Here is a 17,498-nt window from a genome sequence, read left to right on the forward strand (position 1 = left end):
ATTCTATAGAATGAAATCAGTTTCAGGAAGAAAAGGGGTGTTACAGCGGTATGGCCCGAACAATAGATGAGATACAGATGAGGAAAATGATTGGAGCTGTGATTACAGCAGACGGAACCGGAGAGCGGGATGGTGCATCCAGAGCGCTTCAGAAGATTCAGGGAATGACTTTGGCAGAATATATTACGGTGAATTTTCAGAGAGCGGGTGTGAAAGATATTGTGATCGTAGCCGGGAGCCGGGAAGAACAGTTGAAAAAGCAGCTGAAGGGATTTGGAGTTACTTTTTTGCAGAATGAATCCTGTGAAGCGGGAAGACAGCCGGAGATGCTGGATTCGGTGAAGACGGGGCTTTCCTATCTGAAGGAAAGATGCAGCAGAGTATTTATCTGTCCGGTGGACGTTCCGTTCTTTCTTCTGGAGACACTGGAACAATTGCTGAGTGAAGAAAAACCGGTAGTAATACCTTCCTACAACCACAGAGGAGGACATCCGGTACTGTTAGGAGAGGAAATTTTTTCTGATGTAATAAAGTACGAAGGGACAGGAGGGCTGCGAGGGGCGCTCAGATCTCTCGGACAGAAGCCAGTCTATGTGGAGATGAGAGATCCGGGAACGGTGGAACCTGTTTTAGAAGGAAGCAGGATTCAGAAGAAGGTAGCAGAGGCATACCAAAGGAATTTGAAGCGAGCACATGTGAAAGTGCAGCTGATCCACACGAAGCCGTATTTTGGTCCGGGAACGGTAACACTGCTTCGACAGATACACAGGCTTGGATCGGTCAGAGAAGCAAGTGAAAGGACAGGAATTTCTTACAGCAAAGCCTGGTCTATGATCCGGACTGCGGAGGAAGAATCCGGGCTTGAACTGGTAAGACGCCGTCCGGGAGGAAAGTTCGGCGGAATGGCGGAGGTAACAGATGACTGTCTGGAACTGATCCGCAAATATGAAGAATTGGAGAAGTCGGCAGAACAGTTCGTGAAAGCAGAGTATCAGAGAATTTTTGGAGAGGATGCCGGGAAAAGAAGAGAAAATCCGTAAAACCCCTTGACATAAGTTTCTGATATAGATACAATGTTTAAGAAAATAACTATTTACCGCATAGAGAAAGGCAATGACTGCGTTAGTAGAGAACTGTTTTCTATCAGAGAGAAGGAATCATCGGCTGGGAGTTCCTTTTAGTTCAGACAGGGATCGAATTTCCCGCAAGAGCTGCTGATTTGAAATGCCGAGAAGGATTTCAGGCAGAGTAGATGATGACGTAAGATGCACGTTACGCGTATGAAAGCGCCTGCAGAGAGTATCCGCAGGAATTAGGGTGGTACCGCGATTGACCTCGTCCCTTTTGGGACGGGGATTTTTTTGATTATTTTTTAGGAGGAACGTTATGGAACAGAAATTACAGAGCATCAAAGAAGAAGCGCTGAAATTGATTCAGGCTGCAGATGCGCCGGAAAAGCTGAATGATGTCAGAGTGAAATATCTGGGAAAGAAAGGGGAGTTGACAGCTGTTCTGAAAGGAATGAAAGATGTCGCTCCGGAAGACCGTCCGAAAGTAGGACAGATGGTCAATGATACCCGTACAGAGATTGAAGAAGCGTTAGAAGCATCTAAAAAAGAAATGGACGCTAAGATTCTTGAAGAACGTCTGAAAAAAGAAGTGATTGACGTAACACTGCCGGCGAAGAAAAATGAAGTCGGACACCGTCACCCGAATACAATTGCGCTTGAAGAAGTAGAGCGTATTTTCATTGGAATGGGATATGAAGTTGTGGAAGGACCGGAAGTAGAGTATGATCTTTACAACTTTGAGAAACTGAATATTCCGGCAGATCATCCGGCAAAGGATGAGCAGGACACCTTCTATGTAAATAAAGATATTGTCCTTCGTACACAGACATCACCTGTTCAGGCCCGGGTTATGGAACAGGGAAAGCTTCCAATCCGTATGATTGCTCCGGGACGCGTATTCCGTTCAGATGAAGTAGATGCAACACATTCTCCGTCTTTCCATCAGATTGAAGGACTTGTGATCGATAAGAATATTACATTTGCTGATTTAAAAGGAACCTTAGAAGAATTTGCGAAAGAGCTGTTTGGACCGGAGACAAAGACGAAATTCCGTCCGCATCATTTCCCATTTACAGAACCGAGTGCCGAAGTGGACGTTTCCTGTTTCAAATGCGGAGGAAAAGGATGCCGTTTCTGTAAAGGTTCCGGCTGGATTGAAATTCTCGGCTGCGGTATGGTACATCCGCATGTGCTGGAAATGTGCGGCATTGATCCGAATGAATACACCGGATTTGCGTTTGGTGTTGGGTTAGAGCGAATCGCCCTTCTGAAATACGAGATCGACGATATGAGACTGCTCTACGAAAATGATATCAGATTCTTAAGACAATTCTAGGAGGATAAAAAATGAACACTTCATTATCATGGATTAAAGCGTATGTTCCGGATCTTTGCGTGACAGCGCAGGAATATACGGATGCAATGACATTATCCGGAACAAAAGTAGAAGGATATGAAATTTTAGATAGAGATCTGGATAAGATCGTGATTGGACAGATTGAAAAGATTGAGAGACATCCGGATGCAGACAAGCTGATTATCTGTCAGGTTAATATTGGAGCGGAGAAGATCCAGATCGTAACAGGCGCTCCGAATGTGAAAGAAGGGGACAAAGTTCCGGTTGTTCTTGTTGGCGGACGTGTGGCAGGAGGCCATGACGGCAAGAAGACAGAAGGCGGAATTGAGATTAAAGAAGGAAAGCTTCGCGGAATTGACTCTTATGGAATGATGTGCTCAATTGAAGAGATGGGTTCTACGAGAGAAATGTATCCGGAAGCGCCGGAATACGGCATTTATATTTTCGAGGAAGATGCCGAAGTAGGAGCAGATGCCATTGAGGCGCTTGGGCTTCACGATGCAGTGATTGAATACGAAGTGACATCTAACCGTGTAGACTGCTATAGCGTTGTTGGAATTGCAAGAGAAGCAGCGGCAACATTTGGCAAAGAATTCTGCCCGCCGGTTGTGACTGAGACCGGAAATGATGAGGATGTAAATGATTATATTAAAGTATCTGTAGAAAGTCCGCAGTACTGTTCACGTTACTGTGCAAGAGTTGTAAAGAATATTAAGATCGGCCCTTCTCCGAAATGGATGCAGAGACGTCTTGCGTCTGTTGGCATTCGCCCGATCAACAATCTTGTTGATATTACAAACTATGTTATGGAAGAATACGGACAGCCGATGCATGCTTATGACCTGGATCTGATCGAAGGCAAGGAAATTATTGTCAAAACGGCTTCAAACGGAGAGAAATTCGTAACGTTAGATGGTCAGGAACGTGAATTGGATGAAAATGTTCTGATGATCTGTGACAGTAAGAAAGCAATCGGTCTTGCCGGAATCATGGGAGGAGAAAATTCCATGATTACAGATGATGTGAAGACAATGCTGTTCGAGGCGGCATGTTTTGACGGAACGAATATCCGTCTTTCAAGCAAGCGGGTAGGACTTCGAACAGATGCGTCCGGTAAGTTCGAAAAAGGACTGGATCCAAATAATGCAGAGGCAGCAATCAATCGCGCATGTCAGCTTATTGAAGAGCTTGGCGCCGGAGAAGTCGTAGGCGGCATGGTTGATGTTTACAGCAAGAAGAAAGAGCCGGTTCGCGTTCCGTTTGATGCAAAAGCAATCAATGCATTGCTCGGTACTGCAATTTCTGAAGAAGAGATGCTTGGATATTTCACAAAAATCGGTCTGGAATATGATGAGGAAGCAAAAGAAATCATTGCGCCGACATTCCGTCATGACCTTTTCCGTCTTGCAGATCTTGCAGAAGAGGTAGCGAGATTCTACGGATATGACAATATTCCGACAACACTTCCGTGTGGAGAAGCGACAACAGGAAAGCTTCCATTTAAGCTTCGGATCGAGCAGGTGGCAAGAGAGATTGCGGAATTCTGTGGATTCAGCCAGGGAATGACATATTCTTTCGAAAGTCCGAAAGTATTTGATAAGCTTCGAATTCCGGCAGATGCAAAGGAACGTGAAGCAATTCAGATTATGAATCCGCTTGGAGAAGATTACAGTGTTATGCGCACGGTTTCTCTGAATGGAATGCTTACATCTCTTGCGAGAAACTATAATAGAAGAAATAAAAATGTTCGTCTCTATGAACTTGGAAATATTTATGTGCCAAAGGCGCTTCCGCTGACAGAACTTCCGGATGAGCGGATGCAGTTCACACTTGGAATGTACGGAGACGGAGATTTCTTCACAATGAAAGGTGTTGTAGAAGAATTTTTCGACAAGATCGGTATGCATCAGAAAGAAACGTATGCACCGGACAGCAATAAGCCATTCCTGCATCCTGGAAGACAGGCAAATATTATTTATGACGGAGAAATTGTTGGATATCTTGGTGAAGTACATCCGATCGTAGCAGATACTTATGACATTGGAGAGCGCGCTTATGTGGCAGTGCTTGATATGCCGGTTGTAACAAAATTTGCTACATTCGACCGCAAATACGAAGGCATTGCAAAATATCCGGCAGTAACAAGAGACATCAGTATGGTTGTTCCGAAAGAGATTCTGGCAGGTCAGATTGAAGCAATGATCGATCAGAGAGGCGGCAAGATTCTGGAAAGCTATCAGTTATTTGACTTATATGAAGGAGCCCAGATTCAGGAAGGATATAAGTCTGTTGCATATAAGATTACATTCCGTGCGAAAGACCGTACACTTGAGGAGGCAGATATCAATGCTGCAATGAAGAAAATCCTTAACGGTCTGTCCGGAATGGGCATTGAGCTTCGTCAGTAATGAGAACAAAACAGCGTTTTTCAAATAAAGAAATGATTTTGAGCGGGTTATTTACGGCATTGATCGCAGTGGGGGCATTTCTCCAGATCAATATTCCGGTCCAGCCGTTCCCGATGCATTTTACACTGCAGTTTTTCTTCGTTCTGCTTGCCGGGTTCTTCCTCGGCGGCAGAATGGGCTGCATGAGTGTGTGCACATACCTGATGATTGGACTGGCGGGAATACCTGTATTTGCATCCGGAGGCGGTATCGGCTATCTTGTCCGACCGACCTTCGGCTTTCTTATTGGATTTGCTTTTGCGGCATTTGCGGCAGGCAAACTGGCTGCCAGAAAGGAAGAACTGACATTTGCATGGCTGCTCATTTCTGCACTGGTGGGGATGATAGTAATGTACCTGTGTGGAATGATTTATTTTTATTTTATAAGTAACTATATTATTTCTATGCCGGTGTCATGGAAAATAGTCTTGATAAATTGTTGTCTGCTGACGATTTCCGGAGACATTGTACTTTGTGTAATGGCGGCTGCCGTAGCAAAGAGGCTTGTACCGGTAGTTCGGAAGTTGAATTAGGAAGGAGACGCATTATGTTAAAACGAGAGGATTTTTATTTTGATCTCCCGGAAGAACTGATTGCGCAAGATCCGCTTGAGGACCGTTCGGGTTCCCGGCTGCTTGTGCTTGATAAGAAGACCGGTGAGACAGAACATCATGTATTTCGTGATATTATAGAATACTTAAATCCGGGGGATTGTCTTGTTATCAATGATACAAAAGTAATCCCGGCAAGACTGATCGGAGCTAAAGTAGGGACAGAAGCAAAAATTGAAGTATTGCTTCTGAAGCGAAAGGAAAATGATGTGTGGGAGACACTTGTAAAACCGGGAAAGAAAGCAAAGCCGGGAACAAAGATCAGCTTCGGAGACGGACTGCTTGTAGGAGAAGTCATTGATGTAGTGGAGGAAGGAAATCGTCTGATCCAATTCCATTACGAAGGAATTTTTGAAGAAATTCTGGATCAGCTTGGCCAAATGCCTCTCCCTCCGTACATTACACATCAGCTGGAAGATAAAAACCGCTATCAGACGGTGTATGCAAAGCATTCCGGCTCTGCAGCCGCACCGACAGCAGGACTTCATTTTACACCGGAACTTCTGGAACAGATTAAGACAAAAGGTGTTGAGATTGCCCATGTAACACTTCATGTAGGACTTGGGACATTCCGTCCGGTAAAAGTGGAAAATATTCTGGAACATCATATGCATTCAGAGTTCTATCAGATTGAAGCTGCGGAAGCGGAGAAGATTAACCGCGCGAAAGAGGAAGGGCATCGTGTCATCTGCGTCGGAACGACAAGCTGCCGTACAGTAGAGTCTGCGGCGGATGAACATGGACGGCTGAGAGAGTGCAGCGGCTGGACAGAAATCTTTATTTATCCGGGGTATCAGTTTAAAGTATTGGATTGTCTGATTACAAACTTTCATCTGCCGGAATCTACATTAATTATGCTTGTATCTGCTTTAGCCGGCAGGGAGCATGTACTGGCAGCGTATCAGGAAGCTGTGAAGAAACAATATCGTTTCTTTTCGTTTGGCGATGCGATGCTGATTCGATAAGATAGTTGATAAAGCGGTAAAACAGGCGGTATGTCTGGGAAAGTAAGAGAGATGCGTATGAAGTGGAATTTTTATTTATCCGGAATTTTATATGGAAAATTTCATGAAACTGCCGAAGGAGTTACGACAGAAAAGCTGAACATTGAAACCGGAGAATGGCTTCCGGAAGAAAAATTAACAGAAGAAACAGATGCATATTTTCGAAACTTCTGTTCAAGAAGTATATTGGAGTTTTTCCAAAAGAAGCAGGAATATGAAAAATGTATCGCAGAAGGAGCAGAAGAGTTCATCACTTCCTCTGGAGAACAGTTTTCAAAACGGCGTGAGGAAGCCTATATACAGCGAAACAAAAAGTTTGGAAAAGATCTTTTGTATGAGCAGGGAAAAATATATGGAGTTTTAATGCCGGGAAGAGATTATACGGCAGTGCTTGCAGAGGACGGTAAGGAAGAAAAAACAGTCCTGAAAGCCTGGAGCAATCTTTCCTTTCAGGAAATCTTTCAAGTAAAGTTTCACGGAACCTTTTTTGTTGAGACAAGAGATGGAGAAAGACTGGCTACCGATGTCTATCTTCCGGTAAGAGAAGCCGGAGAGAACGTGGGAAAAGTACCTGCGGTACTTGTGCGGACGCCTTATGGAAAAGGAAATCATGTAGAGATGTATTATCGCTTTGTCCAGAGAGGATATGCCGTCGTTATTCAGGATACAAGGGGCAGAGAAGACAGTACCGGAAGATGGCAGCCGAATTATTACGAAGTAGAGGATGGAGACGATACGCTCAATTGGATTGCAGCGCAGGACTGGAGTGATGGACAGGCAGCAATGACAGGCGGTTCTTATCTTGGATATGTACAGTGGGCTGCAGCTGCCAGCGGGAATTCGCATTTGAAAGCAATGCTCAGCAGCGTGTGCGCCGGAAGTGCATTTGCAGATCTTCCGAGAAGAGGAGGCTGCTTTACATCCGGGATGCTTGCGTGGGCTTTTGCAATGTCGGAGCAGAGAATGCGGGAAGATCTGATGTGTCGGGAAGACTGGGATGATGTATTGGATCTGAGACCTCTGGAAACAATTCCGGAAAAGGCGTTGGGAAGAGAGATTCCTTTCTTAACAGAGTGGCTAAAGCATGAAGATCTGGATGAGTTTTGGAAAAAATCCAGTTGGAAAGAGCGCTACAGCGGTGCTCCGGTGCCGGCGCTTATTATGTCAGGCTGGTTTGATGACAATGGAATGGGTACGACCGAGGCGCTGGATCTTGTCAGAGATTGGCCGGAAGGAACCTGGAAAGCAATTTTAGGACCGTGGAAGCACAGTGGAAATGCAGAATATGATCTGCACGGAATTCCGATGGGAGAAGATGCGCTTCGTTATGATATCGATCTCATTTGTATGATGTGGCTGGAACATTTTCTGAAGGGAGTAGAGAACGGGATTGAGAAAAGTCCAAAAGTGCTCTACTATACATTAGGGGAAAAGCGTTGGAAAACATCAGAGGCATGGCCGCCGCAGTGTGTAAAAATACAGCGTATGGATCTGCACAGTGAGAAGAACAGTTATGTGTATGATCCGGACTGTCCGGCGACGCATATCATCGATATGTCAGAAAATGAACTGGAAGTGCCGGAAGATTATACCGAGGAAGAAAAGCGGGAAGACTATCTTATCTATTCAACAGAGGTATTAAAAGAGCCGGTGACAGTAACCGGTGATTTACAGGTACATTTATTTGTTTCCTGTGATTGTCCGGATACAGATTTTGTATTCCGTCTGTTGGATGTAGATGAAAATGGAAAATCTGTCAAACTCGCAGACGGTGTGATCAGCGCCAAATACCGGGAGGGGTTTGAGCGTCCTGTGTATATGGAAGCCGGAAATATCTATGAGATTCCACTTCGGACAACAAAGATTTCCAATACCTTTCTTCCGGGGCATCGCATCCGTTTTACCGTAACATCCAGCGCTAAGAATTTTATTTTTCCTAACAGCAACACGGAAAAAGGCTTTAATAGCGAGAAGAGGCAGAAGGCACATATTACAGTACATCAGGAGGGAGAATTTTGCTCCTATGTGGAACTGCCGATAGAACAAAAATAAAAATAAGCTAAGCGCATTATGAATATGCAAAACAGCAGTACTTTTTTGGAATTATCTAAAAAGAGTGCTGCTGTTTTTGCGTTCAAGAAGGGGAGGATTTGTCGAACATTGTTGAAGCTGTTTTCAGAATGTGGTAAAGTTATTGGTAGATGACTGGAAAAATATGGAAAAACAGAAGAAGCTGATAATTGGGAGGGAGTTCTGTGATCAGGGAATATCTGGAAGAGAACGTATATGAGGCATTTCAGAAGCGAATAAAGTTTATTTTTGAGGAATTTGATAATATTTTTGTTTCTTTTTCCGGTGGAAAAGATAGTGGACTGCTTTTGAATATGACGATGGATTTTCAGAAGAAATACTATCCGGAGAAGAAAATAGGAGTGTTTCATCAGGATTTTGAAGCGCAGTACACCGTTACGACAGAATATATTGAGCGTACATTTGAGAGAATCAAAGATGAAGTAGAACCTTACTGGGTGTGTCTTCCAATGGCAACCAGGACAGCGCTAAGCAATTATGAAATGTACTGGTATCCGTGGGATGATAAAAAAGAAGATTGCTGGGTACGGCCGATGCCGAAGAAAGACTATATCATTAATCTGGAACACAATCCAATGACAACTTACCGATACCGGATGCATCAGGAAGATCTGGCAAAACAATTTGGACGCTGGTACCGTATGTCTCACGGAAATAAGAAAACAGTCTGCCTGCTCGGAATGCGCGCCGATGAATCGTTGCAGAGATACAGTGGATTTTTGAATATTAAATATGGTTATAAAGGACAGTGCTGGATCAGCAATCAGTTCAAAGATGTGTGGTGCGCTTCGCCAATGTATGACTGGACGTCACAGGATGTATGGCATGCCAATGATCTGTTTGATTACGATTACAATGAACTTTACAATCTGTATCATAAAGCCGGATTAAAGATTTCGCAGATGCGGGTGGCATCGCCGTTTAATGATTATTCAAAAGATGCGCTGAACCTGTATCGGGTCATTGATCCGGAAATATGGGCAAAGCTTGTGGGAAGAGTAAGAGGAGCTAATTTTGGATGTATCTATGGAAAGACAAAGGCAATGGGATTTCGGAATATTACGCTGCCGGAGGGGCATACATGGAAATCCTATACGATGTTTCTTCTTGACACACTTCCGCCGCGAATCCGCAATAATTATGCAAAGAAATTCAATACATCGATTCAGTTCTGGCATCAGACCGGAGGCGGGCTGGATGAAGAGACCATTCATGAGCTGGAAGAACATGGTTATAAGATTAAGCGGAACGGTGTGTCCAATTATACTGCCAGCAAAAAATCCAGAGTCATCTTTCTGGAACAGATTCCGGACGATACAGATGATATCAAATCCAGCAAGGATATTCCGAGCTGGAAGCGAATGTGCGGATGTATTTTGAAAAATGATCATATCTGCCGCTCAATGGGGTTTGGATTATCCCGGGAGCAGAAGAGAAATATCGAATATATTAAAGAAAAATATCAGAGTATTGAGGAGATGGAGTATGGAATTTAAAAGTCCTGTTTATCATGTGATTGCAGTTCCGCTGGAGAAGGTGGAACCGAATACCTATAATCCAAACGCAGTAGCGCCGCCGGAAATGAAGCTTCTCTATGACAGCATCAAGGCGGATGGATACACGATGCCGATTGTATGCTACTATGCAAAGGAAGAAGATAAGTATATTATTGTAGATGGATTCCACCGCTACCGTGTGATGAAGGAACATAAGGATATTTATGAAAGAGAACACGGATTGCTTCCGGTATCTGTAATAGATAAACCGCTTGATCAGCGAATGGCCAGTACGATACGTCACAATCGGGCAAGGGGTACGCACGATGTGAATCTGATGAGCAATATCATACGGGAGCTTCAGGAGCTGGGACGGTCTGATGCCTGGATCTGTAAACATCTTGGCATGGATAAGGATGAGGTACTGAGATTAAAACAGATTACCGGATTAGCAGCGCTGTTCAGAGATGTAAATTTCGGACAGGCATGGAAGCCAGTGGAAGATGAGGAGGAAAGTTTATAATTTCTTCACTTTTTTTCAAAGATAAGTATGGTATAATGGGCTGTGGAGAAATTGACAGAAGGAGACACAAGAAATGGACATACATGAGAAGCACGAAACGGATCTGACCAGAGCTGAGCGACGTCAGTTGGAGAAAGAAAAGCTTCAGAGCATGGACTGGAAGCATAAGCTTGGATATATCTGGGATTATTATAAACCTCAGATTTTTGGCGTAATCGCAATATTTGCAGCAATCTGGTTTGGATTTTCCTGGTATGAGAATTCCAAATATGAAACGATTATGTATGCAGCTGTGACGGACGGCTATATGAATGAGGATGAGTCGGAACAGATGAACAGAGAATATAAGGAGTTCATCGGGGATCAGGAGAAATATCACCGGGTTTCGATTGATACGACAGTAGCCATCGGTTCGGAGGACAGTCAGGCGAGATACAATGCTACAATGAAGCTGAATACGATCGTAGCTGCAGGGGCTGTGGATGTTGTCATTGGTTCCAAAGAGCATGTAAAGGATTTTGTGACGCAGGGAGCAGCAGAAAATCTTTCCGGGGTATTGAGCGAAGAGATGCAGGAAACATATCAGGATCATATTGTGGATGATAAGTTATTTGATCTTACCGGAAGTACAAAGATCGGAAATCCGCTTCATGTGACAGCAGATCCTGTCTATCTTGTTATTTTAAATATCGGCGAACGCCAGGAATATGCCGCAAAATTTCTGGAATATTTAATGCAGTAACTACCGCGAATATGTGGTTGAGATACTGCAGGGTAGAATAAGAGAGAAGATACTTCATTGAGGATGAAGTATCTTTTTTTGTGCATTTTAAAGGCAGCCGGCCTTACAGAAAAGACAATCACAATAAAGAGCTCACAAATTTTTCACAATTTTATCACGTTCCAAACATAGTATATACATATAATATTTCATAAATTATTAGTGAGGAGGAGCAGGATTGATAGAAGTAAGAAATCTCGTAAAACGTTATGGGACACATACAGCAGTTGATCATTTGAGTTTTACAGTGAAGCGAGGTCAGATCTACGGGTTTCTCGGACCGAATGGAGCCGGTAAATCAACAACAATGAATATTATGACAGGGTATCTTGGAGCAACCGAAGGAGAAGTTGTAATAAATGGCCATGATATTTTAAAAGAACCTGAGCTGGCAAAGAGAAGTATTGGATATCTTCCGGAAATGCCGCCACTTTATCTGGATATGAAAGTAGAAGAGTATCTCCAGTTTGTGGCTGCCTTAAAAAAATTAAAACGTCATCAGATTGGCGAACAGGTAGAGAAGGTAATTGAGCTTACAAAGATTCAGGACGTACGCGGAAGATTGATTAAGAATCTGTCCAAAGGATATAAGCAGAGAGTTGGCTTAGCCCAGGCGATCATCGGTTTCCCGGAAATTATAATTCTGGATGAGCCGACCGTTGGTCTGGATCCGAAACAGATCATTGAGATCCGTGAGCTGATCCGTGAACTTTCCAAATCCCATACCATCATTTTAAGTTCTCATATTCTTGCAGAAATCAGCGAAGTTTGCGACTATATTATGATTATTTCTAAAGGGAAATTAGTAGCCAGCGATACGCCGGAAAATCTTGAGAAACAGTTAAAAGGAACGGAGCAGATATTCCTGCAGGCAAGAGCTTCGGAAGAAAATGTAAAAGAGATTCTTTCCTCTGTGGAGCATATTGTACATATGTCTGTGGAAGTGCTGGAAGATGGAATCACAAGGATGACAGTGACACCGGAAGAAGGATTTGATATCCGGGAAGATCTGTTCTTTGCATTTGCCGGGGCCGAATGTCCGCTTCTGGAACTTCAGAAAACAAAGGCGACGCTGGAGAAAGTATTCCTGGAACTGACACAGAATGAAAAACAGGATGCAGATACGGAGTGTTTGGAAGAAAGCGAGGAGGAAGAGACAGATGAAGGCAATTTATAAACGGGAGCTTGGTTCTTATTTCCAGTCGATGACAGGGTATCTTTTTATCTCGGTATTGACTGCAGTAGCAGGAATCTATTTCATGGCATATAACTTAAATGCCGGATATCCGTATTTTTCTTATGCACTGTCCGGAACGATGTTTATTCTGATTATTAGTATTCCGATTTTGACGATGAAGAGTTTTGCGGAAGAAAGAAAGAGCAAGAGCGATCAGCTGCTTTTGACATCACCGGTGACAGTTTTTGATATTGTTCTTGGAAAATATATGGCAATGGCAACCGTGTTTGCAGTACCGAATCTGATTTTCTGTATGTTCCCTCTGATTATTAAGGCAGAAGGAAATGCATATCTAAAAGTAGATTATTTATCGATTCTTGTTTATTTTCTGCTTGGATGTGTTTATATTGCAGTGGGAATGTTTGTTTCATCATTAACAGAGAGTCAGATCATTGCAGCAGTTGGTTCGTTTGGAGCGCTTTTAATCTTATTTTTATGGGACAGTCTTGTCGGATTTCTTCCATCCGGTGCATTTGCATGTATGATCGGAATGATTGCATTTGCCAGTCTGCTAGTGTATTTCGTGCACCAGATGATGAAAAACTGGATTGTGACCGGCATACTGGAAGGGGTTGTGGTCATTATTGCCTTTGCAGTTTATTTTGTAAAATCCAGTCTGTATGAGGGACTGTTGGAAAAATTTTTTGGAAAGCTATCTCTTTACAGCGTTTTCTCCGATATTGCGTCCAATCATTTGCTGGATGTAAGCGGATTGTTTGTATTTCTTTCCATGATTGTCATATTTATTTTCCTGACAATTCAGAGCATTCAGAAGAGACGGTGGAGTTAGGAGGAGAAGATTGTGAAGAAAATAAAAGAGATGTTTACAACAGCCCATAGCAGAAACGGAGCATATAGCGTTGGAATGACAGCGGTTGTCATTGCGATTGTCATAGTACTGAATATGATCGTATCACAGCTTCCGGACAATCTTCGTTCCATTGATGTCAGCGACAGTAAGATTTATGAGATTACAAAAACAAGCCGGGAAATTTTGAAAAATTTGGAGAAAAAGGTAAAACTGACTGTGCTTTCAGAGGAAACGCAGGCGGATAAACGGATTCGGACATTTATCAATAAATACGCAGATCTTTCCGATGAGGTTGAAGTGGAATGGGTAGATCCCGTGCTGCATCCTTCTGTACTCAGTGAAAATGATGCCAGTGCGGATACAGTCATTGTTTCTTGTGAAGAAACCGGAAAAGATACAAAGATTGCTTTTTCAGATATGATTCAATATGATATGTCTTCCTATTATACAACCGGGCAGGTAACGGAAAGTGGTTTTGATGCAGAAGGGCAGCTGACAAGTGCAGTCAATTATGTGACCAATGATACAACAAAAAAATTATATCGCACTTCAGGGCATGGAGAAGATGCGTTTGGAACAAATTTTACAGATCTGACAGATAAATCCAATCTGACAATTACAGAACTGAATCTTGTGATGACGCAGACGATCCCGGAAGACTGCGATCTTCTTTTGATGAATGGACCGGTAAAAGACATTTCAGAAGAAGAAAAGACGGCGATCTCAAACTATCTGCAAGGTGGAGGCAATGTCATGCTGTTTCTTGGAGATACCGATGAGGAATTGCCGAATCTGGAAAGCTTAATGAAAGAGTATGGACTGGAAACGGCAGAAGGATATATTGCAGATCCGTCAAGATGTCTTCAGAATAATTATTATTATGTTTTTCCACTGTTAAATGCATCCGGAGATCTGGCAGAAGGGTTGTCTACAGAAATGATTCTTGCAGCCAATACGCATGGAATGACAACAACAGATCCGGCGCGGGATACGATTGAAGTAACTTCGATTCTTACGACAAGCAATGATGCGCATGCGGTTACAGAAACATCGCAGGAGCAGGGGACTTATGTCATTGGAGCAGTTGCAGAGGAGACACTTTCTGATACAGATGAGGAAGAGAAGGAGGATGCGGAAAGTAAAGGAAAACAATCCCGATTCACAGTATTTGGAAGTAATTCAATCATTGATTCACAATTGACAGGGATGTTTTCGACACTGGACAATATGACATTGGTTATGAATGCGGTAACAGCCAACTTCGATGACGTGCAGAATGTGTCAATCGAAGCAAAATCTCTTGGAATTTCTTATAATACAATGCAGCATGCAGATATCTTTAGCCTTCTTGTTATTTTCGGGATTCCGCTTGTGATTCTTGGTTTCGGAATGTCTGTCTGGATGAAACGGCGTAAGGCATAGGGTGGAAAACAGAGCATTGCGCATGTAATAGCATAAAATATAAAGATGGAGGGTTAATCGTGAAAAGAAATAAAATAGTATTTCTGCTTGGTATACTTGTCATCTTGATCGGATGTTATGTCGGTCTGCAGTTTTGGAATGAATCAAAGGCGGCAAAAGAAGAGCAAAAGGAAGCAAAAGCAGTAAAGGTTAAGACGCTGGAAGCGCTTACGGAAATTTCTTACACTTATAATGAAAGTAAATTTGTTTTTGAAAAAAAGGATGGAACGTGGATCTATGCACCGGATGAGAAGTTTCCATTAGAGCAGACATATGTGGAAACGATGGAAAATACATTTAGTACAATTCAGGCAGAGCGGGAATTGGAGGGAGCAGACGCTCTGGAGGATTATGGTCTGGAGCAGCCGGCATATACGATTCATCTGAAAAATGAAGCGGGCGAAGAGACGAATATTTATATTGGAAACAGCGTCAATGATGGATATTATATGACGGTAGGAGACAAGAGCAAAGTGTACACCGTTTCTTCTTCTGTACTCAGTCCGATTCAGTATGATCTCATGTCACTGCTCAGCAATGATGCCTTTCCGTATATTAATTCGGGACAGTTGGAAAAGGTTGTTATGACAAAGAAGGACAAGACAGAAACATTTTTAAAAGACGAGGAAGATGCCATAACAACTTTAGAAAGTGCGATCGGAGGAATTACGTTAAGCGATTGTGCAGATTACTATATGGAAGCAGCAGAAGCAGATGCTTATGGGATGGATGAGAAAAATGTTACGAAAGTAGAGGTTACCTATACTGACAGCAATGAGAAAGAACAGGAATTTACATTTTATATTGGAGCAACAGATTCCGAGGGAGAAAACCGATATGTAAAACTGGGAGAATCTCACATTATTTATAAAGTAGACAGAACGAAGTTCCAGGAGATGGACACGTTGTTTGAAAAATAAATGTATGTAAAATATGTATTAATCTAAAAAAGAAAGGTTTTCTGCAGAAAAAATGTGCAGAAAACCTTTCTTTTTTGGTTGCATTTTGGAGGAAAATCCAGTATACTATGTAAGGTTAAAAAAGTGAATACAGGAACATTTATATAAGCCCATAATTGGTTGGGCGTCTCTACTAACTACCGTAAATAGTTACCTATAAATCATCTGTCGGATTGAAGGGGAAACTATCTGTACGGTATTTTTTTGTGCAAAAAAACAGAAACAGGTGGATTTCCGGAAAGGAGTTTGTGGATGAAACAGAAAAATTTTGTATTAAAAGGGGATATTTGTTACAGCAAAACGAAGCAGGAATTGATTACGAAAGAAAATCATTTCCTTGTATGTGAGGATGGACGGATTACCGGAGTATTTCCGGAACTTCCAGAGGCATATGAGAATTTACCGCTCCATGACTGCAGCGGTCAGCTTATTATTCCGGGCCTGGTAGATCTTCATGTGCATGCGCCGCAGTATACATTCCGTGGAATGGGAATGGATATGGAACTTCTGGACTGGCTGGACACAAGGACATTTCCGGAAGAAACAAGATATGAAGAGATTTCTTATGCAGAGAAAGCGTATCGGATGTTTGTAGGAGATCTTCAAAGAAGCGCGACAACAAGAGCGTGTATTTTTGCTACGCGTCATGAGGAAGCAACTGTACGTTTGATGGAACTTCTGGAAGAAGCAGGAGTTTGTGCTTACGTTGGAAAAGTATGTATGGATCGTAATAGTCCGGATCCGCTCCGGGAATTGGATGCGGATACCTCGGCAAATGCGACGAAGCGCTGGATTTCGGCATGTCAGGAAAAAGGATTTTCCCGTGTGAAACCAATTCTGACACCGCGTTTTATTCCGACTTGCACAGACGAATTGATGGAACAGCTCAGTGAGATTCAAAAACAGTATCAACTTCCGATGCAGTCCCATTTGTCTGAGAATATCGGAGAGATTGCATGGGTAAAAGAACTTTGTCCGTGGTCAGAAAGCTACGGAGAAGCTTATGAGCATTTTGGGCTGTTTGGAAAAGAAGTGCCGACAATTATGGCGCATTGTGTACATTCTACGAAGGAAGAGCGGGAAAAAATGCTGAACAACGGTGTATTTATTGCACACTGCCCACAGTCCAATACAAACCTTTCATCAGGAATTGCTCCGGTCAGAGTTTACCTTGAAGAAAATCATCGGATTGGACTTGGAAGCGATATTGCGGGAGGCGCATCTCTTTCTATCTTCCGTGCGATGACAGATGCCATTCAGATGTCAAAAATGCGTTGGCGTCTTGTAAATGAAGAAGAGAAACCGGTAACGGTAGAAGAAGCTTTCTTTATGGGAACGAAGGGCGGCGGTGCGTTCTTTGGAAATGTAGGAAGCTTTGAACCGGGGTATGAGGCTGATATTCTTGTATTAGATGAGAGCAGAATTCCATCTGTTGAGAAACTGACAGTGCGGGATCGTCTGGAACGTTTTCTTTACCTGTGCACAGATGCTGATGTGAAAGAAAAATATGTAGCGGGAGAAAAGTTATTTTAATTACAGATTTTTCGCTAGTCAGAAATGGGATATCTTGGTACAATATCTTTATGGGAATTGGTAATGATTTTATGCATCGCAGCTCAGATTGGGCAAACCGGATGCAGATGATTATCA

Annotated in this window: 14 protein-coding genes and 1 riboswitch; all 14 genes read left to right on the forward strand. The window is 42.8% G+C overall.

Annotated features, from left to right (window positions below):
- Positions 1-50: 50 nt before the first annotated feature.
- The 14 genes from KFE17_00515 (at position 51) to KFE17_00580 (ending at position 17,381) form a co-directional block, all read left to right on the forward strand.
- The gene (locus tag KFE17_00515; protein ID QUO32281.1) at positions 51-1,040 is read left to right on the forward strand and encodes an NTP transferase domain-containing protein; all 990 of its coding nucleotides are present in this window, start codon (positions 51-53) and stop codon (positions 1,038-1,040) included.
- 346 nt (positions 1,041-1,386) lie between these two features.
- Complete coding sequence (gene pheS / locus KFE17_00520; GenBank protein QUO32282.1) at positions 1,387-2,406, forward strand: phenylalanine--tRNA ligase subunit alpha; 1,020 nt, start codon at positions 1,387-1,389, stop codon at positions 2,404-2,406.
- Between the two features lie 11 nt (positions 2,407-2,417).
- Complete coding sequence (locus KFE17_00525; GenBank protein ID QUO32283.1) at positions 2,418-4,835, forward strand: phenylalanine--tRNA ligase subunit beta; 2,418 nt, start codon at positions 2,418-2,420, stop codon at positions 4,833-4,835.
- Positions 4,835-5,407 carry a biotin transporter BioY gene (locus KFE17_00530; GenBank protein QUO32284.1) on the forward strand — a complete coding sequence of 191 codons (573 nt, stop codon included), beginning with the start codon at positions 4,835-4,837 and terminating at the stop codon, positions 5,405-5,407. Before KFE17_00525 ends, KFE17_00530 begins: the two co-directional genes overlap by 1 nt.
- Positions 5,408-5,421: 14 nt before the next feature.
- Positions 5,422-6,450, forward strand: coding sequence for a tRNA preQ1(34) S-adenosylmethionine ribosyltransferase-isomerase QueA (gene queA / locus KFE17_00535; GenBank protein ID QUO32285.1), 1,029 nt, complete (start codon positions 5,422-5,424; stop codon positions 6,448-6,450).
- Positions 6,451-6,501: 51 nt separating this feature from the next.
- A complete protein-coding gene (locus KFE17_00540; GenBank protein ID QUO33572.1) occupies positions 6,502-8,541 on the forward strand; it encodes a CocE/NonD family hydrolase in 2,040 nt (679 codons plus the stop codon).
- A gap of 203 nt (positions 8,542-8,744) precedes the next feature.
- The gene (locus KFE17_00545) at positions 8,745-10,076 is read left to right on the forward strand and encodes a DUF3440 domain-containing protein (protein ID QUO32286.1); all 1,332 of its coding nucleotides are present in this window, start codon (positions 8,745-8,747) and stop codon (positions 10,074-10,076) included.
- Positions 10,066-10,599, forward strand: a complete 534-nt coding sequence (locus KFE17_00550) for a ParB-like nuclease domain-containing protein (protein ID QUO32287.1) — start codon at positions 10,066-10,068, stop codon at positions 10,597-10,599. The genes KFE17_00545 and KFE17_00550 overlap by 11 nt, the downstream gene beginning before the upstream one ends.
- Before the next feature lie 73 nt (positions 10,600-10,672).
- Positions 10,673-11,341 (forward strand): hypothetical protein, encoded by a 669-nt coding sequence (locus tag KFE17_00555; protein QUO32288.1) that lies wholly within the window; start codon positions 10,673-10,675, stop codon positions 11,339-11,341.
- A gap of 217 nt (positions 11,342-11,558) precedes the next feature.
- Positions 11,559-12,557, forward strand: a complete 999-nt coding sequence (locus tag KFE17_00560; GenBank protein ID QUO32289.1) for an ATP-binding cassette domain-containing protein — start codon at positions 11,559-11,561, stop codon at positions 12,555-12,557.
- On the forward strand, positions 12,541-13,407 hold the full coding sequence (locus KFE17_00565; protein QUO32290.1) for an ABC transporter permease: 867 nt from the start codon (positions 12,541-12,543) through the stop codon (positions 13,405-13,407). The genes KFE17_00560 and KFE17_00565 overlap by 17 nt, the downstream gene beginning before the upstream one ends.
- Before the next feature lie 12 nt (positions 13,408-13,419).
- On the forward strand, positions 13,420-14,850 hold the full coding sequence (locus KFE17_00570) for a GldG family protein (protein ID QUO32291.1): 1,431 nt from the start codon (positions 13,420-13,422) through the stop codon (positions 14,848-14,850).
- 59 nt (positions 14,851-14,909) lie between these two features.
- On the forward strand, positions 14,910-15,809 hold the full coding sequence (locus KFE17_00575; protein QUO32292.1) for a DUF4340 domain-containing protein: 900 nt from the start codon (positions 14,910-14,912) through the stop codon (positions 15,807-15,809).
- Positions 15,810-15,928: 119 nt separating this feature from the next.
- Positions 15,929-16,025, forward strand: a riboswitch (purine riboswitch).
- Positions 16,026-16,100: 75 nt separating this feature from the next.
- Positions 16,101-17,381, forward strand: a complete 1,281-nt coding sequence (locus KFE17_00580; GenBank protein QUO32293.1) for an amidohydrolase family protein — start codon at positions 16,101-16,103, stop codon at positions 17,379-17,381.
- Positions 17,382-17,498 lie beyond the last annotated feature (117 nt).

This window comes from Faecalicatena sp. Marseille-Q4148 (assembly GCA_018228665.1).
GTDB lineage: Bacteria > Bacillota > Clostridia > Lachnospirales > Lachnospiraceae > UBA9414.

Excerpts from the sequence above, each read along its gene's own strand:
- KFE17_00515 (QUO32281.1), top strand. The coding sequence starts at position 51 with ATGGCCCGAACAATAGATGAGATACAGATGAGGAAAATGATTGGAGCT.
- pheS (QUO32282.1), top strand. The coding sequence starts at position 1,387 with ATGGAACAGAAATTACAGAGCATCAAAGAAGAAGCGCTGAAATTGATT.
- KFE17_00525 (QUO32283.1), top strand. The coding sequence starts at position 2,418 with ATGAACACTTCATTATCATGGATTAAAGCGTATGTTCCGGATCTTTGC.
- KFE17_00530 (QUO32284.1), top strand. The coding sequence starts at position 4,835 with ATGAGAACAAAACAGCGTTTTTCAAATAAAGAAATGATTTTGAGCGGG.
- queA (QUO32285.1), top strand. The coding sequence starts at position 5,422 with ATGTTAAAACGAGAGGATTTTTATTTTGATCTCCCGGAAGAACTGATT.
- KFE17_00540 (QUO33572.1), top strand. The coding sequence starts at position 6,502 with ATGCGTATGAAGTGGAATTTTTATTTATCCGGAATTTTATATGGAAAA.
- KFE17_00550 (QUO32287.1), top strand. The coding sequence starts at position 10,066 with ATGGAATTTAAAAGTCCTGTTTATCATGTGATTGCAGTTCCGCTGGAG.
- KFE17_00555 (QUO32288.1), top strand. The coding sequence starts at position 10,673 with ATGGACATACATGAGAAGCACGAAACGGATCTGACCAGAGCTGAGCGA.
- KFE17_00565 (QUO32290.1), top strand. The coding sequence starts at position 12,541 with ATGAAGGCAATTTATAAACGGGAGCTTGGTTCTTATTTCCAGTCGATG.
- KFE17_00580 (QUO32293.1), top strand. The coding sequence starts at position 16,101 with ATGAAACAGAAAAATTTTGTATTAAAAGGGGATATTTGTTACAGCAAA.